Origin of the sequence: Mycolicibacterium parafortuitum (assembly GCF_002086815.1) — a bacterium.
GTDB lineage: Bacteria > Actinomycetota > Actinomycetes > Mycobacteriales > Mycobacteriaceae > Mycobacterium > Mycobacterium parafortuitum.
Genome location: NZ_MVID01000001.1, coordinates 346,647 through 371,891 on the forward strand (window position 1 = coordinate 346,647; position 25,245 = coordinate 371,891).

Below are 25,245 nucleotides of genomic sequence, written 5' to 3' on the forward strand. Positions count from 1 at the left end.
ACAGTTGTACGCGTGAGCGGGCTCAGTCCCCGGCCTGGTCGGCGCGCGCTGACTTCAGCCGGCGCTCCTCGCGCAGCACCTCCTGGTAGCTCTCGCGCTCGGCGACCAGCCAGTCCGGTTTCTCCTCCAGTAGCCGGTTGATCTCCTCGGTGGTCAGCGCGGTCTCGACCCCACCGCGCTTGAGGCCTCCGATCGAGATTCCGAGCTTCGCGGCGACGAGGTTCTTCGGGTGCGGGCCGTTCTTGCGCAGATCCTTGAGCCACTGCGGCGGATCTTCCTGCAGCGCGGCGAGTTCGGCGCGGGTGATCGGGTTCTGCTGAAACTCCTGCGGCGTCGCCGGCAAGTACACGTCCAGCTTCTTCGCCGCGGTGGCGGGTTTCATGGACTGCGCGTTCGGCCTGCTCATGGCCTGAGCTTATCGGTAGCCTGAGGCCGTGACGCCCTCGCTGACCCTCGGGTACGTCCCCGGCGGAACACCCGCGAAGTGGGCCCGTATCTGGGAGCAACGCCACCGCGACGCCGAGCTGACGCTGATTCCGGTCGCCGCGGCCGATGCCACCACCGCGGTGCGTGACGGCGACGTCGACCTCGCGCTGATCCGGTTGCCGGCCGACACGAGCGGGTTGGCCGTCATCCCGCTCTACGACGAGACCACCGTGGCCGTGGTGCCGACCGATCACCTGCTGAGCGCCGCCGACGAGCTCGGCGCCGCCGACCTCGACGGTCAGCCCGTGCTGATCCCAGCCGACAACGTCGTCGTCTGGCCCGACGCTCCCGGCCTCCCTGTCGAGCACCGCCCCGAAACCACCGCCGCCGCAATCGAACTCGTAGCGGCCGGGGTCGGCGTCCTGATCGTCCCGCAGTCGCTGGCACGTCTGCACCACCGCAAGGACCTGACCTACCGCCCGATCTCCGACGCGCCCGCCTGCCCGGTGGCGCTCGCCGTCCCCGCCGGGCAGCAGCCGCCGCTGATCGAGGAGTTCATCGGCATCGTGCGCGGCCGTAAACCCGGCTCGTCGCGCGGCCACAGTGAGCCCGCGCCGAAGCGCACCGCGCGGGAGAAAACCCTCGCCAAACAGGCCGCCCGCGCCGCCGCGGGCAAGGTCGCCCGGAAGCCGGGCCGTCCCAAGCGCCGCTGACCCCCGAAAGGTAAGGCTTGCCATTTCAAGGTAAGCCTTGCCTATTCTCCCAGAAGCTCCTACATTTACCGGAAAGTTTTCCTGTTAATTAGGAGCGATCGATGATGCGATGGAGTCGCGGTGCGGCGGCCACGGGGCTCGCGGCGGCGATGACGCTGCTGGGTCTGGCGCCGAATGCCGCGGCCGACCCGGAGCTGCCTGCCGACCCGCTGAACGTCGACAACTTCGCCATCACCTCCGAGGTGCCGACCCTGGCCGAGCTCGACGCCCAGATCCGGCTGCTGGTTGCCACCCCGGCCCCGGACTGGGTCAAGGCCGATCAGCTCGAGGGCGGCTCACGGGCGGTCGTGGTGCCGAAGATGATCTACCGCGTCGGGTTCTTCCGGCCGCCGAAAGGCTCCAGTGTGGTGACCGGACCCGAGACCCACGAGCCCGACCGGCACACCGCCGTGATCAACGCCAGCCGGCAAGGTTCTCCGACGGTCCAGGTGGTCGCCGAATGGCGCCGTATCGACGGGCGATGGAAACTGGCCAGCAAGTCGCTGTGCAACGGCATCAAGACGATCGGCCTGCCGATCCCGTGCAACTTCGAATGATCGAAACCCACGGTCTGGCAAAGTCTTTCGGCGGTAATCGGGCACTCGACGACATCACGGTCACCATCCCTGCCGGCGCGGTGACCGCGCTGCTCGGTCTCAACGGTGCGGGCAAGACCACGCTGCTTCGCCTGATCGCCGGGCTGGACCGGCCCGATACCGGTCGCGTCACGGTCGATGGCCGGACACCGTTCGGTGACCCGCATCTGGTCGGCGTGCACCTCGGGCCCGGCGCTCTGAACCCGCGCCACACCGTGACCCGTCACCTGCGCTGGTTGGCCGCACTGGCCGGCGTCGACGCCGTCAGGGTCGACGAGGTGCTCGACGAGGCGGCGCTGGCGTCGCGGCGCCGGGAACGCATCGGCGCGCTCTCGCTCGGGGCGCGCCAGCGCGTCGCGATCGCCGGCGCGCTGCTGTGCCGGCCGCGGGCGCTGCTGTTCGACGAACCGCTCAACGGTCTCGACGTGCCGGGCATCGTGTGGTTCCGGGACCTCTTGCGCCGCCTGGCCGACACCGGCTGCGCCGTCGTCGTGGCCACCCATCTGCTCTCCGAGGCCGTGCTGTCCGCCGACCGGGTGCTGATGGTGCAGGCGGGCCGCGTACACGTCGACGGCGCCCTCGCCGACGTGGTGCCCGCCGGTGCGCAACCGCGCGACTGGCTGGAGTCCACCCTGCTCGATTGTGTGGCGTGCGCATGAGCGCCGCGCTGGTGACCCGCAGCGTGCGCGCCGAGATGGTGCGCACCGCCGGCCGAAGCCGGCTGTGGACCGTCCTGGTGCCCGCCGCCGTCGCGGTGCCGGTGCTGATCACGTTCGCGATCGCCGCGGCCGCCGAGGCGTTCGCGCGTATCCCCGGTCAGATCTCCGTACTGCAGGTGCCGACGTCGAACGCGGCCTACTGGGTCATCACCATCACCACCGTCGTGGTCGCGATCGCCGCGTCCGACGGGCAGGCCAGCGAGAGCCGTTACCGCGCAGGCGAATACGTTCGGCTGGCGATGCGCAGGCAGTGGCCCGCGCTGCTCGGGCGCTGGGTGTTCTACGGATCGCTCGGCGCGGTGGTCGCCGTGGTCGCGCTGCTCGCCGTGCTGATCCTGCTGCCGGTGCTCTCGCCGCACGTGTACGGATCGGTGTCGGCCACCGACCCGGTCGCGCTGCGCCTGCTGTGGACCGTGCCGCTGCTGAGCTTCTTCGCCGCAGGCGCAGGAGTCGGGATCGGCGCGCTGATCCCATCCCCGCTCGGCGCCGCCGCGGTGATCCTGTTGTGGGTCTACGCCTTCGAGTCCGCGGCGGGCTACCTGCCGAGCGGCGCGTTCCTGCAGCGCTTCATGCCCGTTCTCAATGGCGTTTTCGCCACCGGCCAGGACGCCGTGCTGACACCTCCGTGGGGTCAGAACGTCGCCCTGCTCTATGTGTGTTCCCTGTTCACGGCGATATTCCTGGTCGCCACCGTCGAAAGGACTGTCCGCCATGGCTGATGCACCACTTCCGCTCGCCGAGCGATCCGATGCCGACCTGCCCGGCCACTGGCTGCTCGCTCGCCTCGGCAAGCGCGTGCTGCGCCCGGGGGGTCTGGAGCTGACCAGCCGCCTGCTGTCGGCCGCCCGTATCGACGGTGCCGACGTCGTCGAGCTCGGCCCCGGGCTGGGCCGCACCGCGACCGACATCATCGCCAAGAAGCCGCGCTCCTACGTCGGGGTGGACGACACCGCCGCCGCGACCGAGAACGTCCGCGCCATCGTCGCACCGGTCAACGGTTCGGTCGTGGTCGCCGACGCCGCCGCGACGGGTCTGCCCGATGACAGCGCCGACGTGGTGGTCGGCGAGGCGATGCTGACGATGCAGGGCGACAAGGCCAAACGCGCCATCATCGAGGAGGCGTTCCGGGTGCTGCGTCCCGGCGGCCGCTACGCGATCCACGAGCTCGGCCTTGAGCCCGAGACGCTGTCGCAGGACATCAAGGACGACATCCGCCGCGACATGTCCCGGGCGATCAAGGTCAACGCACGTCCGCTGACCACGGCGGAGTGGAAGCAGCTGCTCATCGACGCCGGCTTCGAGATCGAGACCGTCGACCGCGCCCCGATGGCCCTGCTCAACCCGGCGCGGGTGCTGGCCGACGAGGGACTGCTCGGCGCCCTGCGCATCGTCGGCAACCTGATCCGCAGGCCCGCGGCGCGGCGCCGGGTCCTCGGGATGCGCAGCACATTTCAGCGGTACCGGCGCTCACTCACCGCGGTCGCGGTCGTCGGCGTCGTCCCGGGGCAATGACACACTGATCTCATGCCAGAGCAACGCCACGACGCGACGGCGGATCGCGGGGTGGGCCGACAGCGCGAGAAGGTGCTGGGTCTGCTGCGCGAGTCGCGGCGTCCGGTGGACGCGCAGGGCATCGCCGACTCGCTCAACATCCACGTGACCACCGCGCGGTTCCACCTGTCCGCGCTGGAGTCGCAGGGATATGTGCGACGGGGCAGCAGTCCGCGCGGGGCCCGGGCGGGCCGGCCCAAGCTCACCTACGAGCTCGCGCCGCGACTGGACTACGCCGACATCGTGGCGTTGTTCGCCGCCCATCTGGGCGGCACCGTCGAGGAACGCGAATCACGGGCACGCCGCATCGGTGCCGACCTCGCGCACCGCGTCAGGCTCGCCCGCCCGCGCGACGAGACGACCATCGCCGACCTGGTGGTGGCCACGTTGGGCGAGTTGGGTTTCCAGGTGCGCTCGGTGCTGTCGTCGTTCGGGGAGACGACCGTGCAGCTGTGCACGTGCCCGCTCGCCGAAGTCGCCAAGACCGCGCCCGAAGTGGTCCGTGGCATTCAACAGGGTCTGATCCAGGAAGTGATCGACCTCAACACGGCGACGATCGGCGGGAGCTACCGCGTCGCGGTGACGCCGGATCCGCACGGCGGTTCCTGCGAAGTGGGCCTGCTTCTTCGGCCGGCCCGAGACTGAAGATTGATCGGAAAGGAAGACATCGTGGACGCGATTCAGGACGCCGTGTCGTTGCGGGCGCTCGGTGACGAGCAGCTCGAGGCGGCGCGCACAGCACGCGCGGGGCGTTCCGCGCACACCATCTACGGTGGCTCGGAGCGCACCCTGCGCCAGACCGTGCTCGCGCTGACGGAAGGCAATCGGCTCGACGACCACAAAAGCCCCGGTGAGGCAACGCTTCTGGTGCTGCGCGGCAAGGTGCAGATCGGCACGGCGACCACCACCGTCGGAGGGTCCGAGGGCGACTATCTGGTGATCCCGGACGAGATCCACAACCTGGTCGCGCTCGAGGATTCCGTCGTCCTGCTGTCGGTGGTCGCGCGCCGCTGACAGTCAGATGGTCAGCGTCCCGTCGTCGTTGATCGTCCAGTGCGGGTTGAGGGCCACCTCCCAGACGTGCCCGTCGGGGTCGGCGAAGTAGCCCGAGTAGCCGCCCCAGAACACCTTCTCGGCGGGTTTGAGGATCGTCGCGCCCGCCGCCTCGGCCTGGGACAGCACCGCGTCGACGTCGGCTTCGGTGCGCTGGTTGATCGCGATCGTGATCCCGCTGAAGCGGCCGTCGACCGGGTGGCGGGCGTCCTCGGCGAGATCGTCACGGCCGAACAGCGCCAGCGCGATACCGGGGAGCTGGTAGAACACGACGCCCTCGGGGGCGTCCTTGGGCGCCCAGCCCAGGCCCTGCTCGTAGAACCGGCGGGCCCGGGCGAGGTCGTCGACGCCGAGGGTGATGAGGCTGATGCGCTGCTCCATGCGGTCACGGTAACTCTGGGCCCTGACATCCGGAGATCCACGTCACACTCGCCGGTGAAGTAGGTATGCCCCGTTTCATGACCGCGCCGTTTTTCAGCAGAGAACGCATCGTCGCCTCGCCCGGATGGAGTCGATGGCTGGTCCCACCGGCGGCGTTGTCGATCCACCTGTCGGTCGGCGCGGCCTATTCGTGGAGCGTGTTCAAGCTCCCGCTGCAGGAATCCCTCGGGATCTCCGGCACGTTGAGCGCATTGCCGTTCACCGTCGGCATCGTCGTGCTGGGGCTGTCGGCGGCGCTGTTCGGCACCTGGGTCGAGCGCGCGGGCCCACGCGCGGCGATGTTCGCCGCGACCTGCTGCTTCTGCGGGGGCTGGCTGGTCGGCTCGGCGGGGCTGCTGATCGGCCAGTTCTGGCTGGTGCTACTCGGCTACGGACTGCTCGGCGGGATCGGCTGGGGGATCGGCTACATCTCGCCGGTGTCGACGCTGATCAAGTGGTTCCCGGACCGGCCCGGGATGGCAACCGGCCTGGCCATCATGGGGTTCGGTGGCGGCGCGCTGATCGCATCGCCGTGGTCGACGGCCATGCTCGACATGTTCGGCACCGACACCGCGGGCATCGCGAAGACCTTCGCGGTGCACGGCGCCGTCTACGCGGTGTTCATGTCGCTGGGCTGGCTGCTGATCCGGGTCCCGCGACCGGACTGGAAACCGTCGAACTGGACACCGCCGCCGGTGCAGGCCGACTCGATCGTCACCGGGGGACAGGTCTCAGCCGGCAACGCGATCAAGACCCCGCAGTTCTGGCTGCTGTGGATCGTGTTGTGCTTCAACGTGACTGCCGGCATCGGCATCCTGGAGAAGGCGTCGCCGATCTACCAGGACTACTTCCCGGCCGCCGGTACGGCCGCAGCCGGGTTGGCCGCCGCGGCGGCCGGATACGTCGCGATGCTGTCGCTGGGCAACATGCTCGGGCGCATCGGGTGGTCGAGCCTGTCGGACAAGATCGGCCGCAAGAACGCCTACCGGCTCTACCTCGGGGCCGGCGCGCTGCTGTACCTGACGATCACGCTGATGGAGAACTCCAACAAGCTCGTCTTCCTGATCGCGACGATCCTGATCCTGTCGTTCTACGGTGCCGGCTTCGCGACGGTGCCGGCCTACCTGCGCGACCTGTTCGGCACCTTCCAGGTCGGCGCGATCCACGGCAGGCTGCTCACCGCGTGGTCGGCGGCCGGGGTGCTCGGTCCGATCATCGTCAACTTCGTCGCAGACCGGCAGGCGGAGGCGGGCAAGGAGGGTCCCGAGCTGTACACGCTGTCGTTCTCGATCATGATCGCGCTGCTGGTGATCGCGTTCGTCGCCAACGAACTGATCCGGCCGGTCGACTCCAAATGGCATGAAGCCGACAAGGCGGGGGCCACCGACAGAGAGGGGGCGGTCCGATGACCGACCAGTCCGCCGACGAACTGCACGAGTACACCCCGACGGTGCCGAAGATCTACATCCTGCTGGCCTGGGCGTGGGTCGCCGTCCCGTTCGGGTACGGCCTCTACGAACTGCTGATCAAGGCGGGCCGGCTGTTCGGGGCGTGAGCTCCGACCAGAACGCCACGGTCGCGACGGCGTCGGTGACGCGGGGTTGCCCGGAGCCGAACTCGACCTCGACGAAGTCCGCCAGGTCCGCACCGCGCACCGCGACCTCGGTCGAGACCACCGACAGCACCGGCTGACCCGACGAGCCCCGCCCGGCCGGCAGGTAGTGGTGGCTGTGGACCGGGATCAGTTGCGGCACACGATCCAATCGGTATCGCGCGGTGCGCAACGCGTCCTTCATCCGCGCCGGACGCGGCCCCCAGTCCGCACCCCAGAACTGCCGCCATTCCACCGCGAACAGCACACCGTCGGCGGGCAGCTGCAGGCGTTTGGCCAGACTGCGACGGCCCTCGCCGCGCCAGTTCGGCCACGATGGGCCGACCGGGAGCCCAGCCTGAAGGAACGCGCGGTGATCGTCGGCGAACTCGATACCGAAATCGCGTTCCGCACGGTCGATCTCGTCGTCCGTCAGGCCGGGCTCGATCGGCACCGTGCCGAGCTCGGCGAGGCGCGCAGCGGCAGACACGTCAGAACGTGTGCTGCGGGCCCTGAGCCTTCTTGTACAGCGCCTTGAGCATCCGGTCGCGGAACGCCGCGTTGTCGATCAGCCTGACACCGGCGTCGGCCAGCTTCGGCTGCCCGATCAGCTTGTGCATGAGCCGACCCCGCCGGTACTCCCGGCCCCACGCCGCTTCCATCCGCTGCGCGTAGTTGGTGAAGTCGTCCGGCCCACCGTTCGTCAACGCTGCCACCGCGCATTCGCCTGCGGCCAAACCGGATTCGAGCGCCTTGGAGATGCCCGCACCCGAGGCCGGCTTGCCCGCGCCCAGCGAGTCGCCGGTGAACAGCACGCCGGGCCGCCACGGCGGCCACGCGGTGAAGCCCATCGGCAGCCGCCACGCGCGCACGCTCTTGTTCTTCTTGAGCTCCTCGATGGGCGGCAGCTCCCACTCACTGGGCAGCGAGCGCAGGAACTCGCCGAGGAACTGCGTCGCGTTGATCGACTGCCAGTTCTTGTAGCTGTTGACGTAACCGAGCCCGATGTTGAAGATCCCGTTGCCCATCGGGAACACCCAGCCGTAGCCGGGCAGCTGGTCGCCCTCGAAGATCAGCTTGAGATAGATGTCCAGCGAGTCGGTGTCCGGGCGGTTGGCCGGCATCTCGGAGCGGATCGCGATCGCCGAGTAGCCGTTGTAATCGGAGTCGATCTTGAGCGCGCGCTTGATCGGGGAGTAGGCGCCGTCGGCCGCGATCACCGCGTCGCCGTACACCTTCTCGCCGCTCTTGAGCACGACCCCGATGACGCGGCCACTGGCGTCGAGTTCGGGGCCGGCCACCTCGGCGCCCTGGCGGATCTCCGCGCCGACGGACTCGGCGTGCTTGAGCAGCGTCGTGTCCAGGTGCTCGCGGCTGACCGTGTGACCGTGGTCAGGCATGCCGGGGCGCTTCGGGAACGACAGCTCCCAGCGGCTCGGGCTGAACACCGTGACCCGGTTCACCCGGTGGTAGGTGGCGACCTCGTCGGCCAGGCCCATCTTCTGCAGGTAGCTGACCGCGCGCGCGGTCAGGCCGTCCCCGCAGGGTTTGGCGCGGGGGAACTGCGCCTTGTCCAGCACCACCACTTTGGCGCCGGTTTGTGCGGCCTGCCATGCGGCGGCGGACCCGGAGGGGCCTCCACCTGCGATGACCACGTCGTATCGCTGCGTCATAAATCTCTCTCGTTGAGCCGCGCTGTCGCAGGAGATAGTACCCAAATCCGCTGAACGCGCGCGCCGAGCGATTTTGCCCACACCTTGGCCGCGAGCGGCGTCGACGACGCGGTCTGAGCAGGTCAGCGACGCCCTTGCGGGTACAGTGATCGGGTGCGACGAGGGTCGAGGGCGCGCGTGAGCGGCGAACCGGGTGTCAAGGTGGACGCCCGCAGTGAGCGCTGGCGCGAGCACCGCAAGAAGGTGCGCTCCGAGATCGTCGACGCCGCGTTCCGGGTCATCGACCGTCTCGGCCCCGAGGTGTCGCTGCGCGAGATCGCCGAAGAGGCCGGAACCGCCAAACCCAAGATCTACCGGCACTTCACCGACAAGGCCGACCTGTTCCAGGCCATCGGCACCCGCATGCGAGACATGCTGTGGGCGGCGATCTTCCCGTCGATCGACATCGCCACCGACCCGGCCCGCACCGTGATCTTCCGCGCGGTGCAGCAGTACGTGCGGCTGGTCGACGAACACCCCAACGTGGTGCGGTTCCTGATGCAGGGCCGGTTCGCCGAACAGGGCGAGTCGGCGATGCGGGCGCTCAACGAGGGCCGCGACATCACCCTGGCCATCGCCGACATGTTCAACAACGAGCTCAAAGAGATGGAGCTCGACTACGCCGCGTTCGAGCTGGCCGGCTTCGCCACCTTCGGCACCGCCGCCTCGGCGACCGACTGGTGGCTGGGTTCCGAGCAGGACAGCCCGCGGCGGTTGCCGTCGGAGAAGTTCATCGACTACCTGACGACGATCATGGTGGGCTCGATCAACGGCACCTGCGAGGTGCTGGGCATCAAGATCGACCCGGACGTGCCGCTGCACGAAGGCGTCAAGCGCCGCGAACAGGTCGCCTGAACCCGGCTCGCGGTCCTAGGAGTACTGGGTCCTGCCAGGTGCCGCCGTGCGCTCCTAGCGTCGGATGGATGACACCGAAATCTTTGCGCCGCACCGCAACAGCCATCGTCTCTGCATTGGCCGCCGCCGCGATGGTGGGTTGCGGTGCGGTCGGCACCGCCGACGGCTCGCCGGGAAGCGAGCAGGAACGGCGGAACACCGAACTGGTCCGCGACGCGTTCACCCGCGGCGTCAGCGGGCAGGACAGTTTCTACGCGATCCTGGCCGAGGACGTGCGGTGGACCGTGGCGCGCGCCGAGCAGCCCAGGACCTACACCGGCCGGGCCGAATTCCTGCGCGACGGTGCCGGCCCGATCGTGTCGCGGCTCGACGGCCCGATTCACGCCGAGGTCCACGAGCTGGTCGCCGACGGGGACACCGTGGTCGCGCGGTGGCGCGGTGTCGCAACCGCCCGCGACGGGATGCCATACGTGAACGAGTACGTCTGGGCGATGACCCTGCGCGACGAACGCGTGGCCCGGGTCGACGCGTATCTGGACTTCGTCGCGCTCGACGAGTTGCTGCACAGAGTGACCCCGGCGCACCCCTACGTGGGAATGTGGGTGACGACGGACGGCCACATCCGCCAGGAGTTGCGGCCCGACGGTCGCTACGACGAGGCCAGGGGTGAGCGTGCCGGCGCCTACACCGGCCGCTACGAGGTGCGCGGGACCCGCATCGACACTGGGACGACAGTGGGTTCACCGCCGACGGGACGTTCGTCTCCGACGACGAACTGCACCACGGCGGAATGGTCTTTCACCGCGAGTCCTGAGGAAACCGCCGCGACACGCCAGACACAACATCTCGTAGAGCGCGGGGATGTCGCACACCAGTTGTAGTGTTGACCTCGCCGCGGGAGTTTCCTCGGCGACAGCAGAAACAGCCAGGTGAAATGGGGTTCTCGTGAGCGATGGCATGAAACTGATCGACCGTGTCTCGGCCATCAACTGGAACCGTCTGCAGGACGACAAGGACGCCGAGGTGTGGGACCGCCTCACCGGGAACTTCTGGCTGCCCGAGAAGGTGCCGGTGTCCAACGACATCCCGTCCTGGAACACGCTGACCGACCACGAGAAGCAGCTGACGATGCGGGTCTTCACCGGCCTGACGCTGCTCGACACCATCCAGGGCACCGTCGGCGCGGTCAGCCTGATCCCCGACGCGCTCACCCCGCACGAAGAGGCGGTGTACACCAACATCGCGTTCATGGAGTCGGTGCACGCGCGCAGCTACTCCAACATCTTCTCGACGCTGTGCTCGACCTCGGAGATCGACGACGCGTTCCGCTGGTCGGAGGAGAACCCCAACCTGCAGCGCAAGGCCGAGATCGTCATGCAGTACTACAAGGGTGACGAGCCGCTGAAGCGCAAGGTGGCCTCGACCCTGCTGGAGAGCTTCCTGTTCTACTCGGGCTTCTACCTGCCGATGTACTGGAGCAGCCGGGCCAAGCTGACCAACACCGCCGACATGATCCGGCTGATCATCCGCGACGAGGCCGTGCACGGCTACTACATCGGCTACAAGTTCCAGAAGGGGCTGGCGCTGGCCGACGAGGCGACCCGCCAGGAGCTCAAGGACTACACCTACGAGCTGCTCTTCGAGCTCTACGACAACGAGGTCGAGTACACCCAGGACCTCTACGACGAGGTCGGGCTGACCGAGGACGTCAAGAAGTTCCTGCGCTACAACGCCAACAAGGCGCTGATGAACCTCGGCTACGAGGCGCTGTTCCCGCGCGACGAGACCGATGTGAACCCGGCGATCCTGTCGGCGCTGAGCCCCAACGCCGACGAGAATCACGACTTCTTCTCGGGCTCGGGGTCGTCCTACGTGATCGGCAAGGCCGTCAACACCGAAGACGAGGACTGGGACTTCTAAGTCCAGTTCCGTCCTCGCGCAGTTCTGTGACGTCTGCGCGACGGTTCTGGCGTGGCGGTGTTTCGCGGCGCACACTCGAGGCGATGTCGAGTTGAGGAGCCGCGATGAGCGAGCGTCTGTACGACTTCTTCGGCGAGGTCTTCCGAAGCTATTTCCGACCGCCGATCGACTTGTCCCCGTGGCTGGGTGGGCGGCGCGTCGACCGGATCTTCTCGCTGACCGACGCGGTCCAGGATCCGTTGGAGCAGAGCCACCGCGCCGCCGAGGCCTGGTGCCGGTCCGAAGCCGGTGACGCGCGGTTCGGTGCCGAGCTGTTCGTCATCACCCAGCAGGGACTCCTCTACGCGGCTGAGCTCAACAGCCCACACCGGGCGCTGTACTACCTGGCCACACCGCCGGCGCTGTTCGACTCCTTCGTCGACGAGATGGACAGGACCGAGCTGCCCGACGCGGCGGTGGCAGTGGTGGACAGCCGGTTCGGTCGTGACCTCGCCGCCGCGCGTCCGATGGACGCCGCGTTGCGCCATATCCTCGACGAGCACTCATCGCTGAGGGTCGACCTGCCGGTGCCGACCGGCTGACCGGTCAGGGCCGCAGCAGGTCGTCGAGCGCGTCGGGGTCCAAGCCGAAGAGGCGGAGCCGATTGAGCGGGATCGACGCGATCATCCGCAGCGCATCGGTGCCCGCCGGGCCGTCCCCGACCCCGGCCGGCGCGTACTGCTGGAACATCGTCACCAGCCGGGGTCCGACGACGGGGTGCGCCAGCGCCTCGGCGATGGTCGACGCCGCGGTCACCCCGAGGACGGGCAGGTCGCCGTCGAGGCGAATGATCGTGGTGACGCGGATATCTCGGCTCGACGCGCCGACGCTCAACGTGTACGCGCCACCTTCGACCACCCAGTTGTCCACGCGATCGTCCCAATAGGCGAATTCGCGGCGGGGGACCCGGATGACCGCGCGGCGCGTGCCCCCGGACGGGATGTCGACCACGGTGAATCCGCGTAACTCCCGTGGCGCCCGCGCGATCACCGAACCGTGCTTGGCGGCGTAGAGCTGGACCACGTCGCGGCCGTCGCGCGCGCCGGTGTTGCTCACCTCCACCTCGACGACGACGGTGTCGCCGTCGAGGTGCACCTGCACGTCGTCGTAACTGAAGGTGGTGTAGGACAAGCCATGTCCGAAGGGATAGGTGACCTCGACCGCACGGGCGTCGTAACCGCGGTACCCGACGAAGATGCCTTCGCCGTAGAGCACGCGGCCGTGTTCGCCGGGAAAGTTCAGGAATGACGGTGCGTCTGCGAGCCGGAGCGGGACGGTCTCGGCGAGGCGGCCCGACGGGTTGACCACGCCGAAGAGCACATCGGCGATTGCCGCACCGGCCCCCTGGCCGAGCAGAGCACCGTCGACGACGGCCGCGGCCAACCGGTCCACTTCTTCCAGGCGCACCACCCCGCCGTGGGACAGGACCGCCACGGTGCGTGACTGCACCGCGGTGACGGCGCGCAGCACGTCCAACTGGTCCGCGGGCAGGTCGATGTGGGTGCGGTCGGCTCCCTCGGCGTCGTCGCCGTCGGGAAGGCCGAGGAACACCACGGCGACGTCGGCGACAGCCGCGGCGACCACTGCCTCATCGAGCGGGGAATCGTCGCCGTAGCCCGGCGTGTAGACGACCTCGGCGGTGGTGCGCGCGCGGATCTCGTCGAGCGGGATGTCCAGTCGCGCCGCGTTGACGCGAGAACTCCCGCCGCCCTGGTAGCGCGGCTGTACGGCGAGTGTCCCGATGACCGCCAACCGCGCGTCGCGGCGCAACGGCAGCACAGCGAGGTCGTTCTTGAGCAGGGTGACGGCGCGGGAGGCGGCCTCGCGGGCCAGCATGTGGTGGGCGTCGAGGTTGACGGGCCCGCCCGGTTCGGCGGTGTCGGCGGCGCGCGCGAGCAGGTCCAGAATCCTGCCCACCGAGTCGTCGAGGACGGCCGGATCGAGCACCCCCGACTCCACGGCCGCGACGACATCGTCGTCCTGGGTCGGGTCGCCGCCGGGCATCGTCAGGTCCAGACCCGCCCGCACCGCGGCCACCCGGTCGGCGACCGCGCCCCAATCGCTGACGACCGCGCCGGCAAAGCCCCATTCACCGCGCAGCACATCGCTCAGCAGCCAACGGTTCTCGGAGGCGTAGACGCCGTTGATCTTGTTGTAGGAGCACATCACCGTCCACGGCCGCGACTCGGTGACCACCCGCTCGAAGCTCCTGAGATAGATCTCCCGAAGCGCGCGCGGTTCCACGAGGGAGTCCGACCGCATGCGGTCGGTCTCGGCGTTGTTGGCCGCGAAATGCTTGACCGAGGCGCCGACGCCGCGGGACTGCACCCCCCGCACCCAGGCCGAACCCAGGGTGCCGCTCAACAGCGGATCCTCGGAGTAGTACTCGAAGTTCCGTCCGCAGCGGGGGTCGCGCTTGATGTTGACGCCCGGGCCGAGCACGACGCCGACGCCCAGTGCCCGGGCTTCGTCGCCGATCGCGGCAGCGACCCGCTCGACCAGTGTGGCGTCCCAGGTCTGCGCCAGTGCCGCGGCGGGTGGAAAACACGTCGCCTGAACGCTTTCGGCAAACCCGACGCCCTCTGCCAGATCCGTTTGTGCCCGCAACCCGTGCGGTCCGTCGGTGAGCGTTGCGGCCGGGAATCCCGCCGCGGTCTTGGTCTGCCAGAACGACTCGCCGCTTCCCAGCCCGGCCTTCACGGCCAACGGCAGAGCCGAACCCGCCCCGTCCGTCGCGGACCGGCCGGCAGCGGGGGAGGAGAGCCTACTCATACCTGACCGTACCGCGACGGATTCACCGTCCGCGTCAAACTTCATGACGCCTGATCCCCAAAGTGCATGGCGCGTAAACATTTACCCGGATCCCTCGCCCCCGGGCGGCCGGAGCCGGCGAATCCCTCACGGGCAGAGTGCGGCGTGGCTAGGGTGGAGGTCATGGCGGAGTTGGCCGAGTTGCTCTCCGAAGACCGCGTCGTCCTCGACGCGTCCGCCGCCACGTGGCAGGACGCCATCAAGGTGGCCGGCCGGCCGCTGGAGCAGGACGGTATCGCGGAACCCGCCTACACCGAGTCGATGATCGCCAACGTCGAATCCAACGGTCCCTACATCGTGGTGGCGCCGGGCTTCGCGTTCGCGCACGCGCGATCCTCCTCTGCCGTGCATCGCACGGGTATGTCCTGGGTGCGGCTGGCGCATCCCGTCGAATTCGGGCACAAGACCAACGATCCGGTGACGCTGGTGGTCGCGCTGGCTGCGACCGACGCCGGGGCGCACACCGCGGCGATGGCACAGCTGGCGAAGGTGCTCGGCGATCCGGCGCGGCGCTCTGCGCTGGATGCGGCCACCACGCCGGCCGAGGTGATGAACCTGCTCGGTGCGACGCCCACCGCGGCGCAGACCCCCGCCGCCACGTCACCCGGATCCGGCGCGGCGCAGACGCCGGCCAAGACCAACAACCTGATCCTGACCGTGTGCGGAAACGGCCTGGGCACCAGCCTCTTCTTGAAGAACACCTTGGAGCAGGTGCTGCAAACCTGGGGCTGGGCGCCGTTCATCACCGTCGAGGCCACCGACACCATCTCCGCCAAGGGCAAGGCCAAAAGCGCCGACCTGATCCTGACCTCCGGCGAGATCGCGCGGACGCTCGGCGACGTCGGTGTACCGGTCAAGGTGATCGACAACTTCACCTCCACCGCCGAAGTGGACGACGCCCTGCGCGATTCCTACGACGTCTAGGAGTGCGATGAACTGGCTGGTCGGCATCGCCGAATTCCTGGTCAACGAAATACTGGCGGTTCCGGCCTACCTGATCGGCATCATCACCGCGGTCGGTCTGGTCGCACTGCGTAAATCCGCCGGACAGGTGATCGGCGGGGCGCTGAAGGCCACGCTGGGATTCCTGTTGGTCAGCGCCGGCGCCACCCTGGTGGTCGCCTCGCTGGATCCCCTCGGCGTGATGATCCAGGGCGCCGCGGGGACGCAAGGGGTGGTGCCGACCAACGAGGCCATCGTCGGAATCGCGCAGGACGAGTACGGGGCCCAGGTCGCGTGGCTGATGATCCTCGGCTTCGCCGTCAGCCTGTTGCTGGCCCGCTTCACCCCGCTGCACTACGTGTTCCTGACCGGCCACCACACGTTGTTCATGGCGACGCTGCTGACGATCGTGTTGGCCACCGCCGGGCTGGACACCCCGGTGGTGATCCTGCTCGGTGGGTTCCTGCTGGGGGTGGTGATGGTGTCGCTGCCCGCGTTGTCACAGCCCTGGACCAAACGGATCACCGGCGACGACAGCATCGCCATCGGTCACTTCGGCACCGTGGGATACATCGCCTCCGGTATCACCGGCCGGCTGGTCGGGGGGTCCAAGAGCCGCTCCACCGAAGACCTCAAGCTGCCCGAAACGTTGCGCTTCCTTCGGGATTCGATGGTCGCGACGGCGCTGTCGATGGTGCTGATGTATCTGGTGGTCTCGCTGATCTACCTGAACAGGGCCGGGCAGGAGACCGCGTTCGCGGCGTTCGCCGACGACACCGGAGCCGGTGCGGCCGTCGACGTCGGCAACTACCTGATGAAAGGGGTCACCGAGGGGTTGAGCTTCGGTGTCGCCGTCGCGGTGATCCTGTTCGGCGTCCGCACCATCCTCGGGGAACTGGTGCCGGCCTTCCAGGGCATCGCCGAGCGGGTGGTGCCCGGTGCCGTGCCCGCGCTGGACGCACCGATCGTGTTCCCCTACGCGCAGAACGCGGTGCTGATCGGGTTCGTCTCCAGTTTCGTCGGCGGTCTGCTCGGGCTCGCGGTGCTGTCGGTGTGGCTCGGACCGGCCTTCGGGTGGGTGCTGGTGCTCCCGGGCCTGGTGCCGCACTTCTTCACCGGCGGTGCGGCGGGGGTGTACGGCAACGCCACCGGCGGCCGACGCGGCGCGATCGCCGGCGGCTTCGTCAACGGCCTGTTGATCACCTTCCTGCCCGCGCTGCTGGTGCGGGTGCTGGGCGCCTTCGGATCCGAGAACACCACCTTTGGCGACGCCGACTTCGGTTGGTACGGAATACTTCTGGGCAATGCCGCCAAGCTCGGCACGGTGTGGGGCACGGTGTCGATGCTGATGATCGGCATCATCCTGCTCGCCCTGGCGATCCTGGTGCAGCGGCGCCTGGTCGACACCGACTGGGATCCGTCACCAGGACGCCCACTGCCCGCGGGCGTCGGCGGCGGATCGACGGCCGACGCCGGAACCGTCACCGGGCGCAGCTACCCGAAGATCCCGCCGCCGGCCGGCGCGCCCCCGCCACCCCCGCGCCCGGTCGCGGCGGCCGAAGACACCCGGTCGAACCGTTAGCCGGAGGCGGAGCGTCAATTCTGGGCTGCCGCCCGTGGTGATTTCGTAAAGATCCTCTGGCCCGCGGTGCTCCCGCGGGTGAAATGGATTCGTGAACATTGCGATACGAGGCCGCTGAGGTGGCGATGACTGCTGTGCTGACCAACCTGATCGCAGTGCTGCTGGTGCTGGCGATACCGAGCGCCGTGTTGTGCGCGTGCCGGGTACTCAACCGGCGCTGGGACCGGGCCGCCGGAGCGCAACCCGTATTGACTAGGCCCTCGCGGCGTCGGGGACCGGAATAGTCGCCGCAACGCTGGTGCCGTCACCCGGGTGGCTGGTCACGGTCAACGACCCCGACAACGCTTCCACCCGGTCGCGCAGACCGACGAGCCCGGAACCGCCGTCCGCGGACGCCCCGCCGGCCCCGTCGTCGGTCACCGACAGGTGCAGCACCCGGCCGCGGTCACCGGTGTCGTCGACCCCGAGCCGGACCGTGACCGACTCGGCACCGGAGTGCTTGGCCACGTTGGTCAACGCCTCTGCCACAACGTAATACGCGGCCACCTCGACCGGCTCGGGAAGGCGGTCCTCCACCGCGACGTCCAGCTCGACGGGCACCGTCGAGCGGCGGGCGAGATTGCGCATCGCCGGTTTCAGCCCGCCCCGGGACAACACCGCGGGGTGCAGGCCGCGGGAGAGCTCCTGCAGATCGGAATGCAGCCCGGCCAGACCGTCGACCGCGGCGGAGAGCTGGGCGCGCAGGTCCTCGTCTGCGTCGGCCGCGGCTTCGGCGGCCCGCAGCTGCAGACTCAACGACACGATGCGCTGCTGGGCGCCGTCGTGCAGGTCGCGTTCGAAGCCGCGCCGGGCCTCGTCGGCGGCGGCGACGATACGCGCCCGGGAGGCGGTCAGCTCGGCCCGCGTCTCGGCATTCGAGATGGCGGTCGAGACGAGGTCGGCGAAATCGCCGATGTGAGCTTCGGCGCTTTCGGGAATCCCTTGCCGGACATGAGAACCCACCACCAGTGCGCCGCGCACCCGGCCGTCCACGATCAGCGGGGCGCCCGCACCCTCGCAGACACCGAGGGTGCGCAGCCGTCGGGTTATCTCTCCTGAGGTGGTGCTGTAGTCCTCGACCCGGGCCGGCGCGCCGGTGCGCTGAACCTGCTCGCAGACGCTGTCGTCGTCGAGGGTGAATCGCTCGCCGAGCGCCCAACCGGGTTGGTCCCCGACATTCAGCGCCGCCAGCACCACCCCGGTCTTCTCGGCTTCGAAGCCGATCAACGTCACATGGTCGACGCCGAGGCTGTGCGCCAGTTCGGCGACGGCGACGGTGTAGACGTCGGACAGCGCGCCCCCGCGCGCGACGAGGGTCGCGACCCGGCGCAGCGCCGCCTGCTGGGTGCGCGCCACCCGCAGCCGGTCCTGTTCCTGCCTGCGTTCGGTCACGTCGCGCGCGCCGCCGAGCAGCACATCACCGTCGACGACGATGTTCCACTCCAGCCAGCGCACCGCCCCGTCCCGCCGCAGGCAGCGGTTCTCGAACTGCGCGGCGCCGTCACCATCGGGTACCGCCGCCAACGCCGCGCGGGTGAGGTCCCGGTCGTTGGGGTGGATGAACTCCAGGAGCGGACGTGCCATCAGCTCGGCCGCCGAATACCCCAGGGCCCGTTCGAAAGCCGGATTGACCCGGGTGAGCCGCGCCGCGCCGTCGTCGGTGCTGCCGATGAACAGCAGGTCGGTCGCGACGGCGAAGAAGCGCTCCAGTTCGCGGCGGCTGACTTCCAGCTCGGCCGTCATCGCCTCCCGGTCACATGCCGCGGCCAGCAGCGCCTGGAGAGCGGGCACGATGCGATGGATCCGCAGCACCGTGGCCACTGGTACGTCCTTGGGCACAAGCAGCGTGCCGGTGTGTTCGGTTCCGTATTTCAGCGCGATGGCCATCTGCTCGGGGCCGGGCTGGGCCTCGCCGACCGACAGGGTCGCGTACGGCACCCCCAGCACACCGGCGAGCCTGTCGCCGCCGTCGTCGAGCGCCGACGCCAGTGCCGGCGCGCGCAGCATCACGCGCGCCAGATCGGCGGAGAGGTCCGCCTCCCGGCGCCGCTGCTCCGCCTCGGCGGCGCGCAGCCGCGCCTGACCGACAAGCGCATTGGTCAGGAAAGCCAGCGTCAGGAAGATCGCCAGCGCAGGGGCCAGGCTGTCGCGACCCTCCAGATGCAGATACGCATACACCGCGGCGCTGGCCAGCGAGGTCGCGATCGACAGCCCGAAACCCCAGCCGGCCGAGACCACCAGCACGCCCAGCAACAGCAGCGCGCCGAACGCATTCTCTGGGGCGACGAGCTTGAGTGCGTACACCGCCAGGACCTCGGCGGTGAGGAAGCCGACCGCCACGACGATGCCCTGGCCCAGAGGCCGGGCCGGGGACCGCACCACTTGCTCCAGGAAGCGGGTGGGCACCGATTGCCAGGTCACGGGCCGATGGTAGACCGGAACTTTCCCGTTAACAGGAATGACGACCACGGCCGCTGATGCCAAGCTGGAGACATGACTGGTCCGCGCTGCCTGATCGTCGACGACAGTGCCGCATTCCGCGACGCCGCCCGCTCCATGCTGGAGCGCGGGGGAATCGAGGTGGTCGGCATCGCCTGCGACGGCAGCGAGGCGATGCGCCGGGCCGAGGAACTACATCCCGACGTCGCCCTGGTCGACGTCGACCTCGGCGCCGAGAGCGGATTCGACGTCGCCGAGCGGCTCGGCGGTATCCCGGTGATCCTGACCTCGACCCATGATGAGCAGGACTTCGCCGACCTGATCGCCGCCAGTCCCGCCCTCGGCTTCCTGTCGAAGTTCGCGCTGTCTCCCGGCGCGGTCCGGGATCTGCTCGCCGCGCGGACTAACGCGTCTCCAAATACATGATCACCGCGCGCACCCGGCGGTGATCGTCTCCGGTCTCCGGCAGGTTGAGTTTCGTCAGGATGCTGCGCACATGCTTTTCCACGGTGCCCTCGGTGACCCACAGGCGCCGCCCGATCCCGGCATTGGACAGTCCCTCGGCCATCAACGTCAGCACCTCGCGCTCGCGGGTGCTCAGCGTGCCCAGTGGGTCGTCGCGCTTGCGCGCCGAGACGAGTTCGGCGACCAGGGCGGGATCGACGACAGAGGCGCCGTTGGCGATGCGCTGCAGCGTGTCGACGAAATCGGCCACGTCGGTGACACGGGTCTTGAGCAGATAGCCGATCGCGTGACCGCCGGCCAGCAACTCCATCGCGTGGTCGACGTCGACGTGGGCCGACAGCACCACGATGCCGACTTTCGGTGACTCCTCCCGAATCACCTTGGCCGCGTCGAGCCCCTCGCTGGTGTGGGTCGGCGGCATGCGGATGTCGACCAGGGCGAGGTCGGGCTGTTCGTCACGGACCAACTGCAGCAGCGCATCCCCGTCACCGGCCTGGCCGGCTATCTCGAAACCGGAGCGTTCCAGCAGGCTGGCCAGCCCTTCGCGCAGCAGCACGTCGTCGTCGGCGACGACCACCCTCAGCGCGCACATAGCGTCACATTGTTGCACCGGGACCCCGATTTGCGCGGGCCAAGACGCCGATTGGTGCTACCGGCAGGCCGGCTCCGGTCACCGGCAGGCATCTGGCGTCAGCGGCGTTCGTGGCTGTCCTCGATCACGGTGCGGCCGATCTCGGCGTAGATCTGCGGCCGTGCGGTGCGTAGCCACAGGGCGTAGACCAACCCGACGAGGAACACCGCCAAGATCAGGTAGGGACCCACCTTGAACACCTGCGAGTTGGCCGCCAGGCCCGCCGCGAACGCCCGGTTGTCCCACAGCAGCCACACCACGTAGAGCATCGCCAGCCCGCCGATCAGCGGACAGATCAGCGTGGTGATCACGTTGCCGCGGTGCACTTTCCGCGCCCAGAAGTACGAGATGACGGCCGCCGAGCAGATGGCCTGCACGAGCAGGATCGCCGCGGTCCCGATCAGCGCGAGCAAGCCGTAGATGTTGACGTAGGGCACCAACGCGGGGGTGTCGACGGGGACACCGTCGGCGTCGGGCACCTGCACCGCGGTGAACCCGGCGAACAGCACCACGATCACCAGCGTGATGGCGCTCTGCAGCGTCGAGGCGACATAGGGCGACCCGTGCTTGGGGTGCGCGGCGCCGATCGTGTTGCGGGCCTTGGGTGACGGGATCTCACGGCCCAGCGCGAACAGGTAGCGCGACGCGGCGTTGTGGAAGGCCAGCGCGCATGCGAAGGAGCCGATGACGAGCAGGATCTTGTAGACATCGAGGAGCACCCCGCCGAGATTCTTCTCCACCAGCCCGAAGAACAGGTCCAGCGGCGATGCGCTGATCGACGCCTCGACCGAGGCCTTCGCGCCGTTGCCCGCCAGCACCATCGCCGAGATGAACGTGTAGAACAGGCCCAGTCCGATCACCGCGATCAACGTCGCGCGCGGGATGATCCGCTTCGGGTTGCGCGACTCCTCGCCGTAGACGGCCGTGGTCTCGAAGCCGACCCAGGACCAGAACGCGAAGAACAGCCCGATCGCCATCGATCCCGCCGCGGCCGCGGTGCCGAACGCCCCCGCGGGCAGGCCCTCGAACGCGTTGTTCAGCAGCACGGTCTGATCGAGCATGAAGCCGTCGGGCCCACCGCCGTTGGCGATCACGGTCATCGCCAACCCGAACAGGATGAGCACCTCGGCGACCAGTGTCACCCCGAGGATGGCCGCGGTGAAACTGATGTGGAAATAGCACAGCACGGCGATGATCACGATGGCCACCACCGCGAACACCAGCCATGGAATATCGACGCCCAGAAGCGAATTGACCGCATCGTTGGCGAAGTAGGCGCATCCGCCGATCAACGATCCTTCGAAGACCACGTAGGCGAACGTGGCCAGCAAGCCGCTGGCCATGCCCCAGATCTGCCCGAGACCGTGGGAGATGAAGCCGTAGAACGCGCCGGTGGTCGTGATGTGCCGTGCCATCGCGACATAACCGAGCGCGAACAGGGTCAGGATGATGGTGGCGAACAGGAAACCCGCGGGCGCGCCGAGGCCGTTGCCGTAGCCGACCGCGATCGGGGTGTTGCCCGTCATCGCGGTGATCGGCGCGGCATTGGCGACCGCCATGAAAATGACCGCGACCATTCCGATCGCGCCCTTCTTCAAACCGGGCGGGGCTTCAGGGGCGGGGTGAACAGCTGCGGATTCAGTTGCCATCGAGGGTCTCCTGCTTCGGATCTCAGTCCGCGACGCACTGGCGCAGGACGAACCGAGCGTCGCACCGGACACCCGAGCCGACAAGCGGGGTCATCCACTCTTAACGGAACTTCCAGCGACCTCCCAGATTCGACAGCTGGTGACGGTGGGCCAGCAGGGCCACAGTTCGGCCTCCCGATGGCCGCGGGACCCCGGGCGGGGGGCACACTAACGGGGTGAACGTGACGTCGAAGCTGCAATCGATCCTGGACTGGCTGCGTGCGGGCTACCCGGGCGGGGTGCCCGGCCCGGATCGTGTTCCGCTGCTGGCACTGTTGCGCGCGACGCCGCTCACCGAAGACCAGATCAGGGAAGTGGTGCGGCATCTGACCGAGCCAGGTACGCCCGCGGCTTCCGGGCAGCCGATCGCCGTCGACGAGATCGAGGCGTTCATCCAAGACGTCACCCATCACGACGCCGGACCCGAGAACGTGGCGCGGGTCGCGGCGATACTGGCCGCGGCGGGCTGGCCGCTCGCCGGGGTGGAAGACCCGGGAGCGGCCGGCACCGGTTAGCGGCTACCGCAGCGACGCGGTGTCGATGACGAACCGGTAGCGCACGTCGCTGGCGATGGTGCGCTCGTAGGCCTCGTTGATGTAATCCGGTGTGATGACCTCGATTTCGGGGCGCACATCGTGCTCGGCGCAGAAATCGAGCATCTCCTGGGTCTCGGCGATACCGCCGATCAGCGACCCCGAGATGCTGCGCCGCCCGAAGATCAGCGAGCCGGCGGGCACCTGCATCGGATGCTCGGGCATGCCGAGTTCGACGAGGGTGCCGTCACGCTTGAGCAGGTTCAGGTAGTCGGCGAGGTTCAGGTTCGCCGACACCGTGTTGATGATCAGATCGAAGCGACCGTGCAGTTCCTTGAAGGTTGCGCGGTCGCTGGTGGCGCGATAATCGCTGGCGCCCAATCGGATTCCGTCTTCCATCTTCTTCAGCGACTGGCTCATCACGGTCACCTCGGCGCCCATCGCCGCGGCCAGCTTGACCGCCAGATGGCCCAGGCCGCCCAGGCCGATCACCGCGACCTTCTTGCCCGGTCCGGCGTTCCAGTGGCGCAGAGGCGAATACGTGGTGATGCCGGCGCACAGCAGCGGCGCCGCCTCGTCCAGTCCGACCGAGTCGGGGATGCGCAGCACGTAGTTCTCGTCGACGACGATCGCACCGCTGTAGCCGCCCTGGGTGGGTTCGCCGTCGCGGCCGACGGCGTTGTAGGTGCCGACCATGCCGCCGCCGGTGCAGTACTGCTCCTCACCGGCCCGGCAGGACTCGCAGTCGCGGCACGAATCGACGAAGCAGCCGACCCCGACGCGGTCGCCGACTTTGTACTTCGACACCTCGGATCCGACTTCGGTGACGATGCCGGCGATCTCGTGACCCGGTACGACGGGGTAGGCCGGCTCACCCCATTCGCCGCGCACCGTGTGGATGTCGGAGTGACAGATGCCGGCGAAGTGGATGTCGAACGCGACATCGTGCGGGCCCACGTCACGGCGGGTGATCGTCGTCTTGGTCAGCGGCTCGGTCGCGGACGTTGCTGCGTAAGCGGAAACAGTTTTCATCGAATACCTCTTCTTCGTCATCTACTAGGTGCGATAGGCGCGCTGCTCCGGATACCCGGATGGCGCCACGGCGCGACGCCGTCTGTGCGACGACTCCGTCTGTCCAACGTCGAGCCCGGTGGGATAGTCCCGGGGCTACCTGTGAGGTTGCGCCCAATCGGCTGCGCCGGTTCTCAGTTGATGGGGGAGTTGACCCACCGCAGATCGGCGAGGATGCCGCGCGCGGCCACGACGCTGCCGGAGCCGTCGTTGCCTGCCCACACCTCGTTGTTGACCGCGAACACCCGGTCGTCGCGGGTGGCCGACAGCCTCTTCCACGCGTCGCTGCCGAGCACCTCGGGCGCGCGGTCGCGAGCCTGCGGGGTGGCGAACATCACGTACACGAGGTCGCCGTCGGCCATCGAGAAGTCCGGCGAATCGCCGAGGTCCTCGTCGGTGATGCCGATCTCGACGTACGGCTTGTCCCTGAACCGCTGCGATGCGGGACGGTCCACGCCGACGTCGGCGAGGACGCTGCCTGCGAAGTTGTCGACGCCGAACACCTTCATCGTGGTATCGGTGAACTGCACGACGGACGCCTGGTAGTGCGTCGCGTCGTTGTCGACGCCGGTCCTTTCGGCGGCCCGGTCGAAGTCGTCGAGGACCGCGTTGGCGGCCTCGGTGCGGCCGGTGGCGGCGCCGACGGCGCGCAGGTTGTCCTTCCACCCCGCTCCCGGCGCCCCGGTGAACACCGTCGGCGCGATCTCGGCCAGCGCCTCGTGGTGCTGCCCGGACAGCGCCGCCGAGGCGAGGATCAGATCCGGTTGCGCGTCACGGATCGCGTTCACATCGGGGGAGGTCCGGCTACCCACGACGGGAACGTCATGGATGACGGCGCCCAGGTAGGACGGCGGGGCGTCGGCCCCGTCGGCCAGGGCCGTGCCGACGATGCGGGACTGCAGGCCCAGCGCACACAGCGCGTCCAGCTGGTCACCCGAGAGCGCGACGATGCGCTGCGGATCGGCACGCACCAGCGTCGTCTCGGGGATCGGGGGAGTGACACCGTGGCCCGTCGCGTTGCGCACTTCCCGGTCCGGCGGACCCTCGTCCAGCCGGGCCGGCTCCGCGGCACAGGACTCATCGGGCCTGCGGTCGTTGCCCAGCACCCCGGCACTCGCGATCCGGGTCGTACTGGTCTGCACCGTCGCGGCCGGGTCCTGCCCGGGCGCCGGTTCGGCGTCCGATCCGCACCCGCTCAGGGAGAACACGACCACGGCGGTGCCGACGGCGGCCAGCCCCGTCGTCCGGGGCACCCAACGGCGCGCCCGCGCTCCGGTGAACAGCACGCGAAGACGGTAACACCCGCCGTGTCACGCCAGGTCAGGGCATATCCTCGTAGCGAAACTGTGACGATCGGCCGTCAAATACGACCGTTTGTAGGACCTCCCCGCCCGCACCGGTGCGGGGCAG

Annotated in this window: 27 protein-coding genes; 17 read left to right on the top strand and 10 right to left on the bottom strand. The window is 68.8% G+C overall.

The genetic code is table 11. The annotated features are described in order from the left end of the window. Positions 1-22: 22 nt before the first annotated feature. Positions 23-406, bottom strand: a complete 384-nt coding sequence (locus BST38_RS01585; protein WP_083141471.1) for a DUF5997 family protein — start codon at positions 404-406, stop codon at positions 23-25. Between the two features lie 28 nt (positions 407-434). Here BST38_RS01585 and BST38_RS01590 point away from each other — a divergent pair, with 28 nt between their 5' ends. The 7 genes from BST38_RS01590 to BST38_RS01620 all read left to right on the top strand — a co-directional run bounded on the left by BST38_RS01590 (position 435) and on the right by BST38_RS01620 (position 5,058). Next, positions 435-1,139 (top strand): LysR family substrate-binding domain-containing protein, encoded by a 705-nt coding sequence (locus BST38_RS01590; RefSeq protein WP_083141472.1) that lies wholly within the window; start codon positions 435-437, stop codon positions 1,137-1,139. A gap of 101 nt (positions 1,140-1,240) precedes the next feature. Further along, positions 1,241-1,735: an MTB12 C-terminal domain-containing protein gene (locus BST38_RS01595; protein ID WP_083141473.1), complete on the top strand. Its 495-nt coding sequence runs from the start codon at positions 1,241-1,243 to the stop codon at positions 1,733-1,735. Beyond that, entirely contained in the window at positions 1,732-2,433 is a 702-nt protein-coding gene (locus BST38_RS01600; protein WP_083141474.1) for an ABC transporter ATP-binding protein, read from the top strand. Before BST38_RS01595 ends, BST38_RS01600 begins: the two co-directional genes overlap by 4 nt. Next, on the top strand, positions 2,430-3,212 hold the full coding sequence (locus tag BST38_RS01605; protein WP_083141475.1) for an ABC transporter permease: 783 nt from the start codon (positions 2,430-2,432) through the stop codon (positions 3,210-3,212). The genes BST38_RS01600 and BST38_RS01605 overlap by 4 nt, the downstream gene beginning before the upstream one ends. Then, positions 3,205-4,005, top strand: coding sequence for a class I SAM-dependent methyltransferase (locus tag BST38_RS01610; protein WP_083141476.1), 801 nt, complete (start codon positions 3,205-3,207; stop codon positions 4,003-4,005). Before BST38_RS01605 ends, BST38_RS01610 begins: the two co-directional genes overlap by 8 nt. A 12-nt stretch (positions 4,006-4,017) precedes the next feature. After that, positions 4,018-4,689 carry a helix-turn-helix transcriptional regulator gene (locus BST38_RS01615; protein WP_083141477.1) on the top strand — a complete coding sequence of 224 codons (672 nt, stop codon included), beginning with the start codon at positions 4,018-4,020 and terminating at the stop codon, positions 4,687-4,689. Positions 4,690-4,713: 24 nt separating this feature from the next. Further along, positions 4,714-5,058, top strand: coding sequence for a cupin domain-containing protein (locus BST38_RS01620; protein WP_083141680.1), 345 nt, complete (start codon positions 4,714-4,716; stop codon positions 5,056-5,058). Positions 5,059-5,061: 3 nt separating this feature from the next. Here BST38_RS01620 and BST38_RS01625 read toward each other — a convergent pair whose 3' ends face one another. Next, positions 5,062-5,478 carry a VOC family protein gene (locus BST38_RS01625; RefSeq protein ID WP_083141478.1) on the bottom strand — a complete coding sequence of 139 codons (417 nt, stop codon included), beginning with the start codon at positions 5,476-5,478 and terminating at the stop codon, positions 5,062-5,064. A 77-nt stretch (positions 5,479-5,555) separates the two neighbouring features. Between BST38_RS01625 and BST38_RS01630 the strand changes: the two genes are divergently transcribed. Continuing rightward, positions 5,556-6,926, top strand: a complete 1,371-nt coding sequence (locus tag BST38_RS01630; protein ID WP_083141681.1) for an OFA family MFS transporter — start codon at positions 5,556-5,558, stop codon at positions 6,924-6,926. Then, positions 6,923-7,072 (top strand): MFS transporter small subunit, encoded by a 150-nt coding sequence (locus tag BST38_RS29300; protein ID WP_165761541.1) that lies wholly within the window; start codon positions 6,923-6,925, stop codon positions 7,070-7,072. Before BST38_RS01630 ends, BST38_RS29300 begins: the two co-directional genes overlap by 4 nt. On the opposite strand, the gene BST38_RS01635 is transcribed toward BST38_RS29300, so the two are convergent. Continuing rightward, positions 7,044-7,598, bottom strand: coding sequence for an SMI1/KNR4 family protein (locus tag BST38_RS01635; protein ID WP_083141479.1), 555 nt, complete (start codon positions 7,596-7,598; stop codon positions 7,044-7,046). The two genes, BST38_RS29300 and BST38_RS01635, sit on opposite strands and share 29 nt — an antisense overlap. Before the next feature lies 1 nt (position 7,599). After that, complete coding sequence (locus BST38_RS01640) at positions 7,600-8,781, bottom strand: geranylgeranyl reductase family protein (RefSeq protein WP_083141480.1); 1,182 nt, start codon at positions 8,779-8,781, stop codon at positions 7,600-7,602. A 153-nt stretch (positions 8,782-8,934) separates the two neighbouring features. Here BST38_RS01640 and BST38_RS01645 point away from each other — a divergent pair, with 153 nt between their 5' ends. The 4 genes from BST38_RS01645 (at position 8,935) to BST38_RS01660 (ending at position 12,176) form a co-directional block, all read left to right on the top strand. Next, positions 8,935-9,675, top strand: coding sequence for a TetR/AcrR family transcriptional regulator (locus tag BST38_RS01645; RefSeq protein ID WP_083141481.1), 741 nt, complete (start codon positions 8,935-8,937; stop codon positions 9,673-9,675). 68 nt (positions 9,676-9,743) lie between these two features. Beyond that, a complete protein-coding gene (locus BST38_RS01650) occupies positions 9,744-10,556 on the top strand; it encodes an Atu4866 domain-containing protein (RefSeq protein WP_435404607.1) in 813 nt (270 codons plus the stop codon). Positions 10,557-10,632: 76 nt separating this feature from the next. Beyond that, positions 10,633-11,595 carry a class 1b ribonucleoside-diphosphate reductase subunit beta gene (nrdF, locus tag BST38_RS01655; protein ID WP_083141482.1) on the top strand — a complete coding sequence of 321 codons (963 nt, stop codon included), beginning with the start codon at positions 10,633-10,635 and terminating at the stop codon, positions 11,593-11,595. Between the two features lie 104 nt (positions 11,596-11,699). After that, positions 11,700-12,176 carry a glucose-6-phosphate dehydrogenase gene (locus BST38_RS01660; protein WP_083141483.1) on the top strand — a complete coding sequence of 159 codons (477 nt, stop codon included), beginning with the start codon at positions 11,700-11,702 and terminating at the stop codon, positions 12,174-12,176. A gap of 4 nt (positions 12,177-12,180) precedes the next feature. Here BST38_RS01660 and BST38_RS01665 read toward each other — a convergent pair whose 3' ends face one another. Further along, positions 12,181-14,406 (bottom strand): glycoside hydrolase family 3 C-terminal domain-containing protein, encoded by a 2,226-nt coding sequence (locus tag BST38_RS01665; protein ID WP_110781446.1) that lies wholly within the window; start codon positions 14,404-14,406, stop codon positions 12,181-12,183. Positions 14,407-14,568: 162 nt separating this feature from the next. On the opposite strand from BST38_RS01665, the gene BST38_RS01670 reads away from it, so the two are divergent. Both BST38_RS01670 and ulaA read left to right on the top strand, forming a co-directional pair. After that, entirely contained in the window at positions 14,569-15,369 is an 801-nt protein-coding gene (locus BST38_RS01670; protein ID WP_083141682.1) for a PTS sugar transporter subunit IIAB, read from the top strand. 7 nt (positions 15,370-15,376) lie between these two features. Beyond that, complete coding sequence (gene ulaA, locus BST38_RS01675; protein WP_083141485.1) at positions 15,377-16,969, top strand: PTS ascorbate transporter subunit IIC; 1,593 nt, start codon at positions 15,377-15,379, stop codon at positions 16,967-16,969. 252 nt (positions 16,970-17,221) lie between these two features. Here the strand turns inward: ulaA and BST38_RS01680 are convergent, their stop codons facing one another. After that, positions 17,222-19,429 (bottom strand): PAS domain-containing protein, encoded by a 2,208-nt coding sequence (locus tag BST38_RS01680; RefSeq protein WP_237160633.1) that lies wholly within the window; start codon positions 19,427-19,429, stop codon positions 17,222-17,224. A gap of 72 nt (positions 19,430-19,501) precedes the next feature. Here BST38_RS01680 and BST38_RS01685 point away from each other — a divergent pair, with 72 nt between their 5' ends. Beyond that, on the top strand, positions 19,502-19,873 hold the full coding sequence (locus BST38_RS01685) for a response regulator (RefSeq protein ID WP_083141486.1): 372 nt from the start codon (positions 19,502-19,504) through the stop codon (positions 19,871-19,873). Here the strand turns inward: BST38_RS01685 and BST38_RS01690 are convergent. Further along, positions 19,851-20,504, bottom strand: a complete 654-nt coding sequence (locus tag BST38_RS01690; protein WP_083141487.1) for a response regulator — start codon at positions 20,502-20,504, stop codon at positions 19,851-19,853. The genes BST38_RS01685 and BST38_RS01690 overlap by 23 nt on opposite strands. Positions 20,505-20,602: 98 nt before the next feature. After that, positions 20,603-22,192 (bottom strand): APC family permease, encoded by a 1,590-nt coding sequence (locus BST38_RS01695; protein WP_083141488.1) that lies wholly within the window; start codon positions 22,190-22,192, stop codon positions 20,603-20,605. Positions 22,193-22,407: 215 nt separating this feature from the next. Between BST38_RS01695 and BST38_RS01700 the strand changes: the two genes are divergently transcribed. Then, positions 22,408-22,746 carry a DUF3349 domain-containing protein gene (locus tag BST38_RS01700; RefSeq protein ID WP_083141489.1) on the top strand — a complete coding sequence of 113 codons (339 nt, stop codon included), beginning with the start codon at positions 22,408-22,410 and terminating at the stop codon, positions 22,744-22,746. A 3-nt stretch (positions 22,747-22,749) separates the two neighbouring features. Here BST38_RS01700 and BST38_RS01705 read toward each other — a convergent pair whose 3' ends face one another. Both BST38_RS01705 and BST38_RS01710 read right to left on the bottom strand, forming a co-directional pair. Next, positions 22,750-23,796 carry an NAD(P)-dependent alcohol dehydrogenase gene (locus BST38_RS01705; protein ID WP_083141490.1) on the bottom strand — a complete coding sequence of 349 codons (1,047 nt, stop codon included), beginning with the start codon at positions 23,794-23,796 and terminating at the stop codon, positions 22,750-22,752. Between the two features lie 173 nt (positions 23,797-23,969). After that, complete coding sequence (locus BST38_RS01710; protein WP_083141491.1) at positions 23,970-25,121, bottom strand: iron-siderophore ABC transporter substrate-binding protein; 1,152 nt, start codon at positions 25,119-25,121, stop codon at positions 23,970-23,972. Positions 25,122-25,245 lie beyond the last annotated feature (124 nt).

Coding starts and splice junctions, on each gene's coding strand:
- BST38_RS01585 (WP_083141471.1), bottom strand. CDS start 406: ATGAGCAGGCCGAACGCGCAGTCCATGAAACCCGCCACCGCGGCGAAG.
- BST38_RS01595 (WP_083141473.1), top strand. CDS start 1,241: ATGATGCGATGGAGTCGCGGTGCGGCGGCCACGGGGCTCGCGGCGGCG.
- BST38_RS01600 (WP_083141474.1), top strand. CDS start 1,732: ATGATCGAAACCCACGGTCTGGCAAAGTCTTTCGGCGGTAATCGGGCA.
- BST38_RS01605 (WP_083141475.1), top strand. CDS start 2,430: ATGAGCGCCGCGCTGGTGACCCGCAGCGTGCGCGCCGAGATGGTGCGC.
- BST38_RS01610 (WP_083141476.1), top strand. CDS start 3,205: ATGGCTGATGCACCACTTCCGCTCGCCGAGCGATCCGATGCCGACCTG.
- BST38_RS01615 (WP_083141477.1), top strand. CDS start 4,018: ATGCCAGAGCAACGCCACGACGCGACGGCGGATCGCGGGGTGGGCCGA.
- BST38_RS01625 (WP_083141478.1), bottom strand. CDS start 5,478: ATGGAGCAGCGCATCAGCCTCATCACCCTCGGCGTCGACGACCTCGCC.
- BST38_RS01630 (WP_083141681.1), top strand. CDS start 5,556: ATGACCGCGCCGTTTTTCAGCAGAGAACGCATCGTCGCCTCGCCCGGA.
- BST38_RS29300 (WP_165761541.1), top strand. CDS start 6,923: ATGACCGACCAGTCCGCCGACGAACTGCACGAGTACACCCCGACGGTG.
- BST38_RS01640 (WP_083141480.1), bottom strand. CDS start 8,781: ATGACGCAGCGATACGACGTGGTCATCGCAGGTGGAGGCCCCTCCGGG.
- BST38_RS01650 (WP_435404607.1), top strand. CDS start 9,744: ATGACACCGAAATCTTTGCGCCGCACCGCAACAGCCATCGTCTCTGCA.
- nrdF (WP_083141482.1), top strand. CDS start 10,633: ATGAAACTGATCGACCGTGTCTCGGCCATCAACTGGAACCGTCTGCAG.
- BST38_RS01660 (WP_083141483.1), top strand. CDS start 11,700: ATGAGCGAGCGTCTGTACGACTTCTTCGGCGAGGTCTTCCGAAGCTAT.
- BST38_RS01665 (WP_110781446.1), bottom strand. CDS start 14,406: ATGAGTAGGCTCTCCTCCCCCGCTGCCGGCCGGTCCGCGACGGACGGG.
- BST38_RS01670 (WP_083141682.1), top strand. CDS start 14,569: ATGGCGGAGTTGGCCGAGTTGCTCTCCGAAGACCGCGTCGTCCTCGAC.
- ulaA (WP_083141485.1), top strand. CDS start 15,377: ATGAACTGGCTGGTCGGCATCGCCGAATTCCTGGTCAACGAAATACTG.
- BST38_RS01685 (WP_083141486.1), top strand. CDS start 19,502: ATGACTGGTCCGCGCTGCCTGATCGTCGACGACAGTGCCGCATTCCGC.
- BST38_RS01690 (WP_083141487.1), bottom strand. CDS start 20,504: ATGTGCGCGCTGAGGGTGGTCGTCGCCGACGACGACGTGCTGCTGCGC.
- BST38_RS01695 (WP_083141488.1), bottom strand. CDS start 22,192: ATGGCAACTGAATCCGCAGCTGTTCACCCCGCCCCTGAAGCCCCGCCC.
- BST38_RS01705 (WP_083141490.1), bottom strand. CDS start 23,796: ATGAAAACTGTTTCCGCTTACGCAGCAACGTCCGCGACCGAGCCGCTG.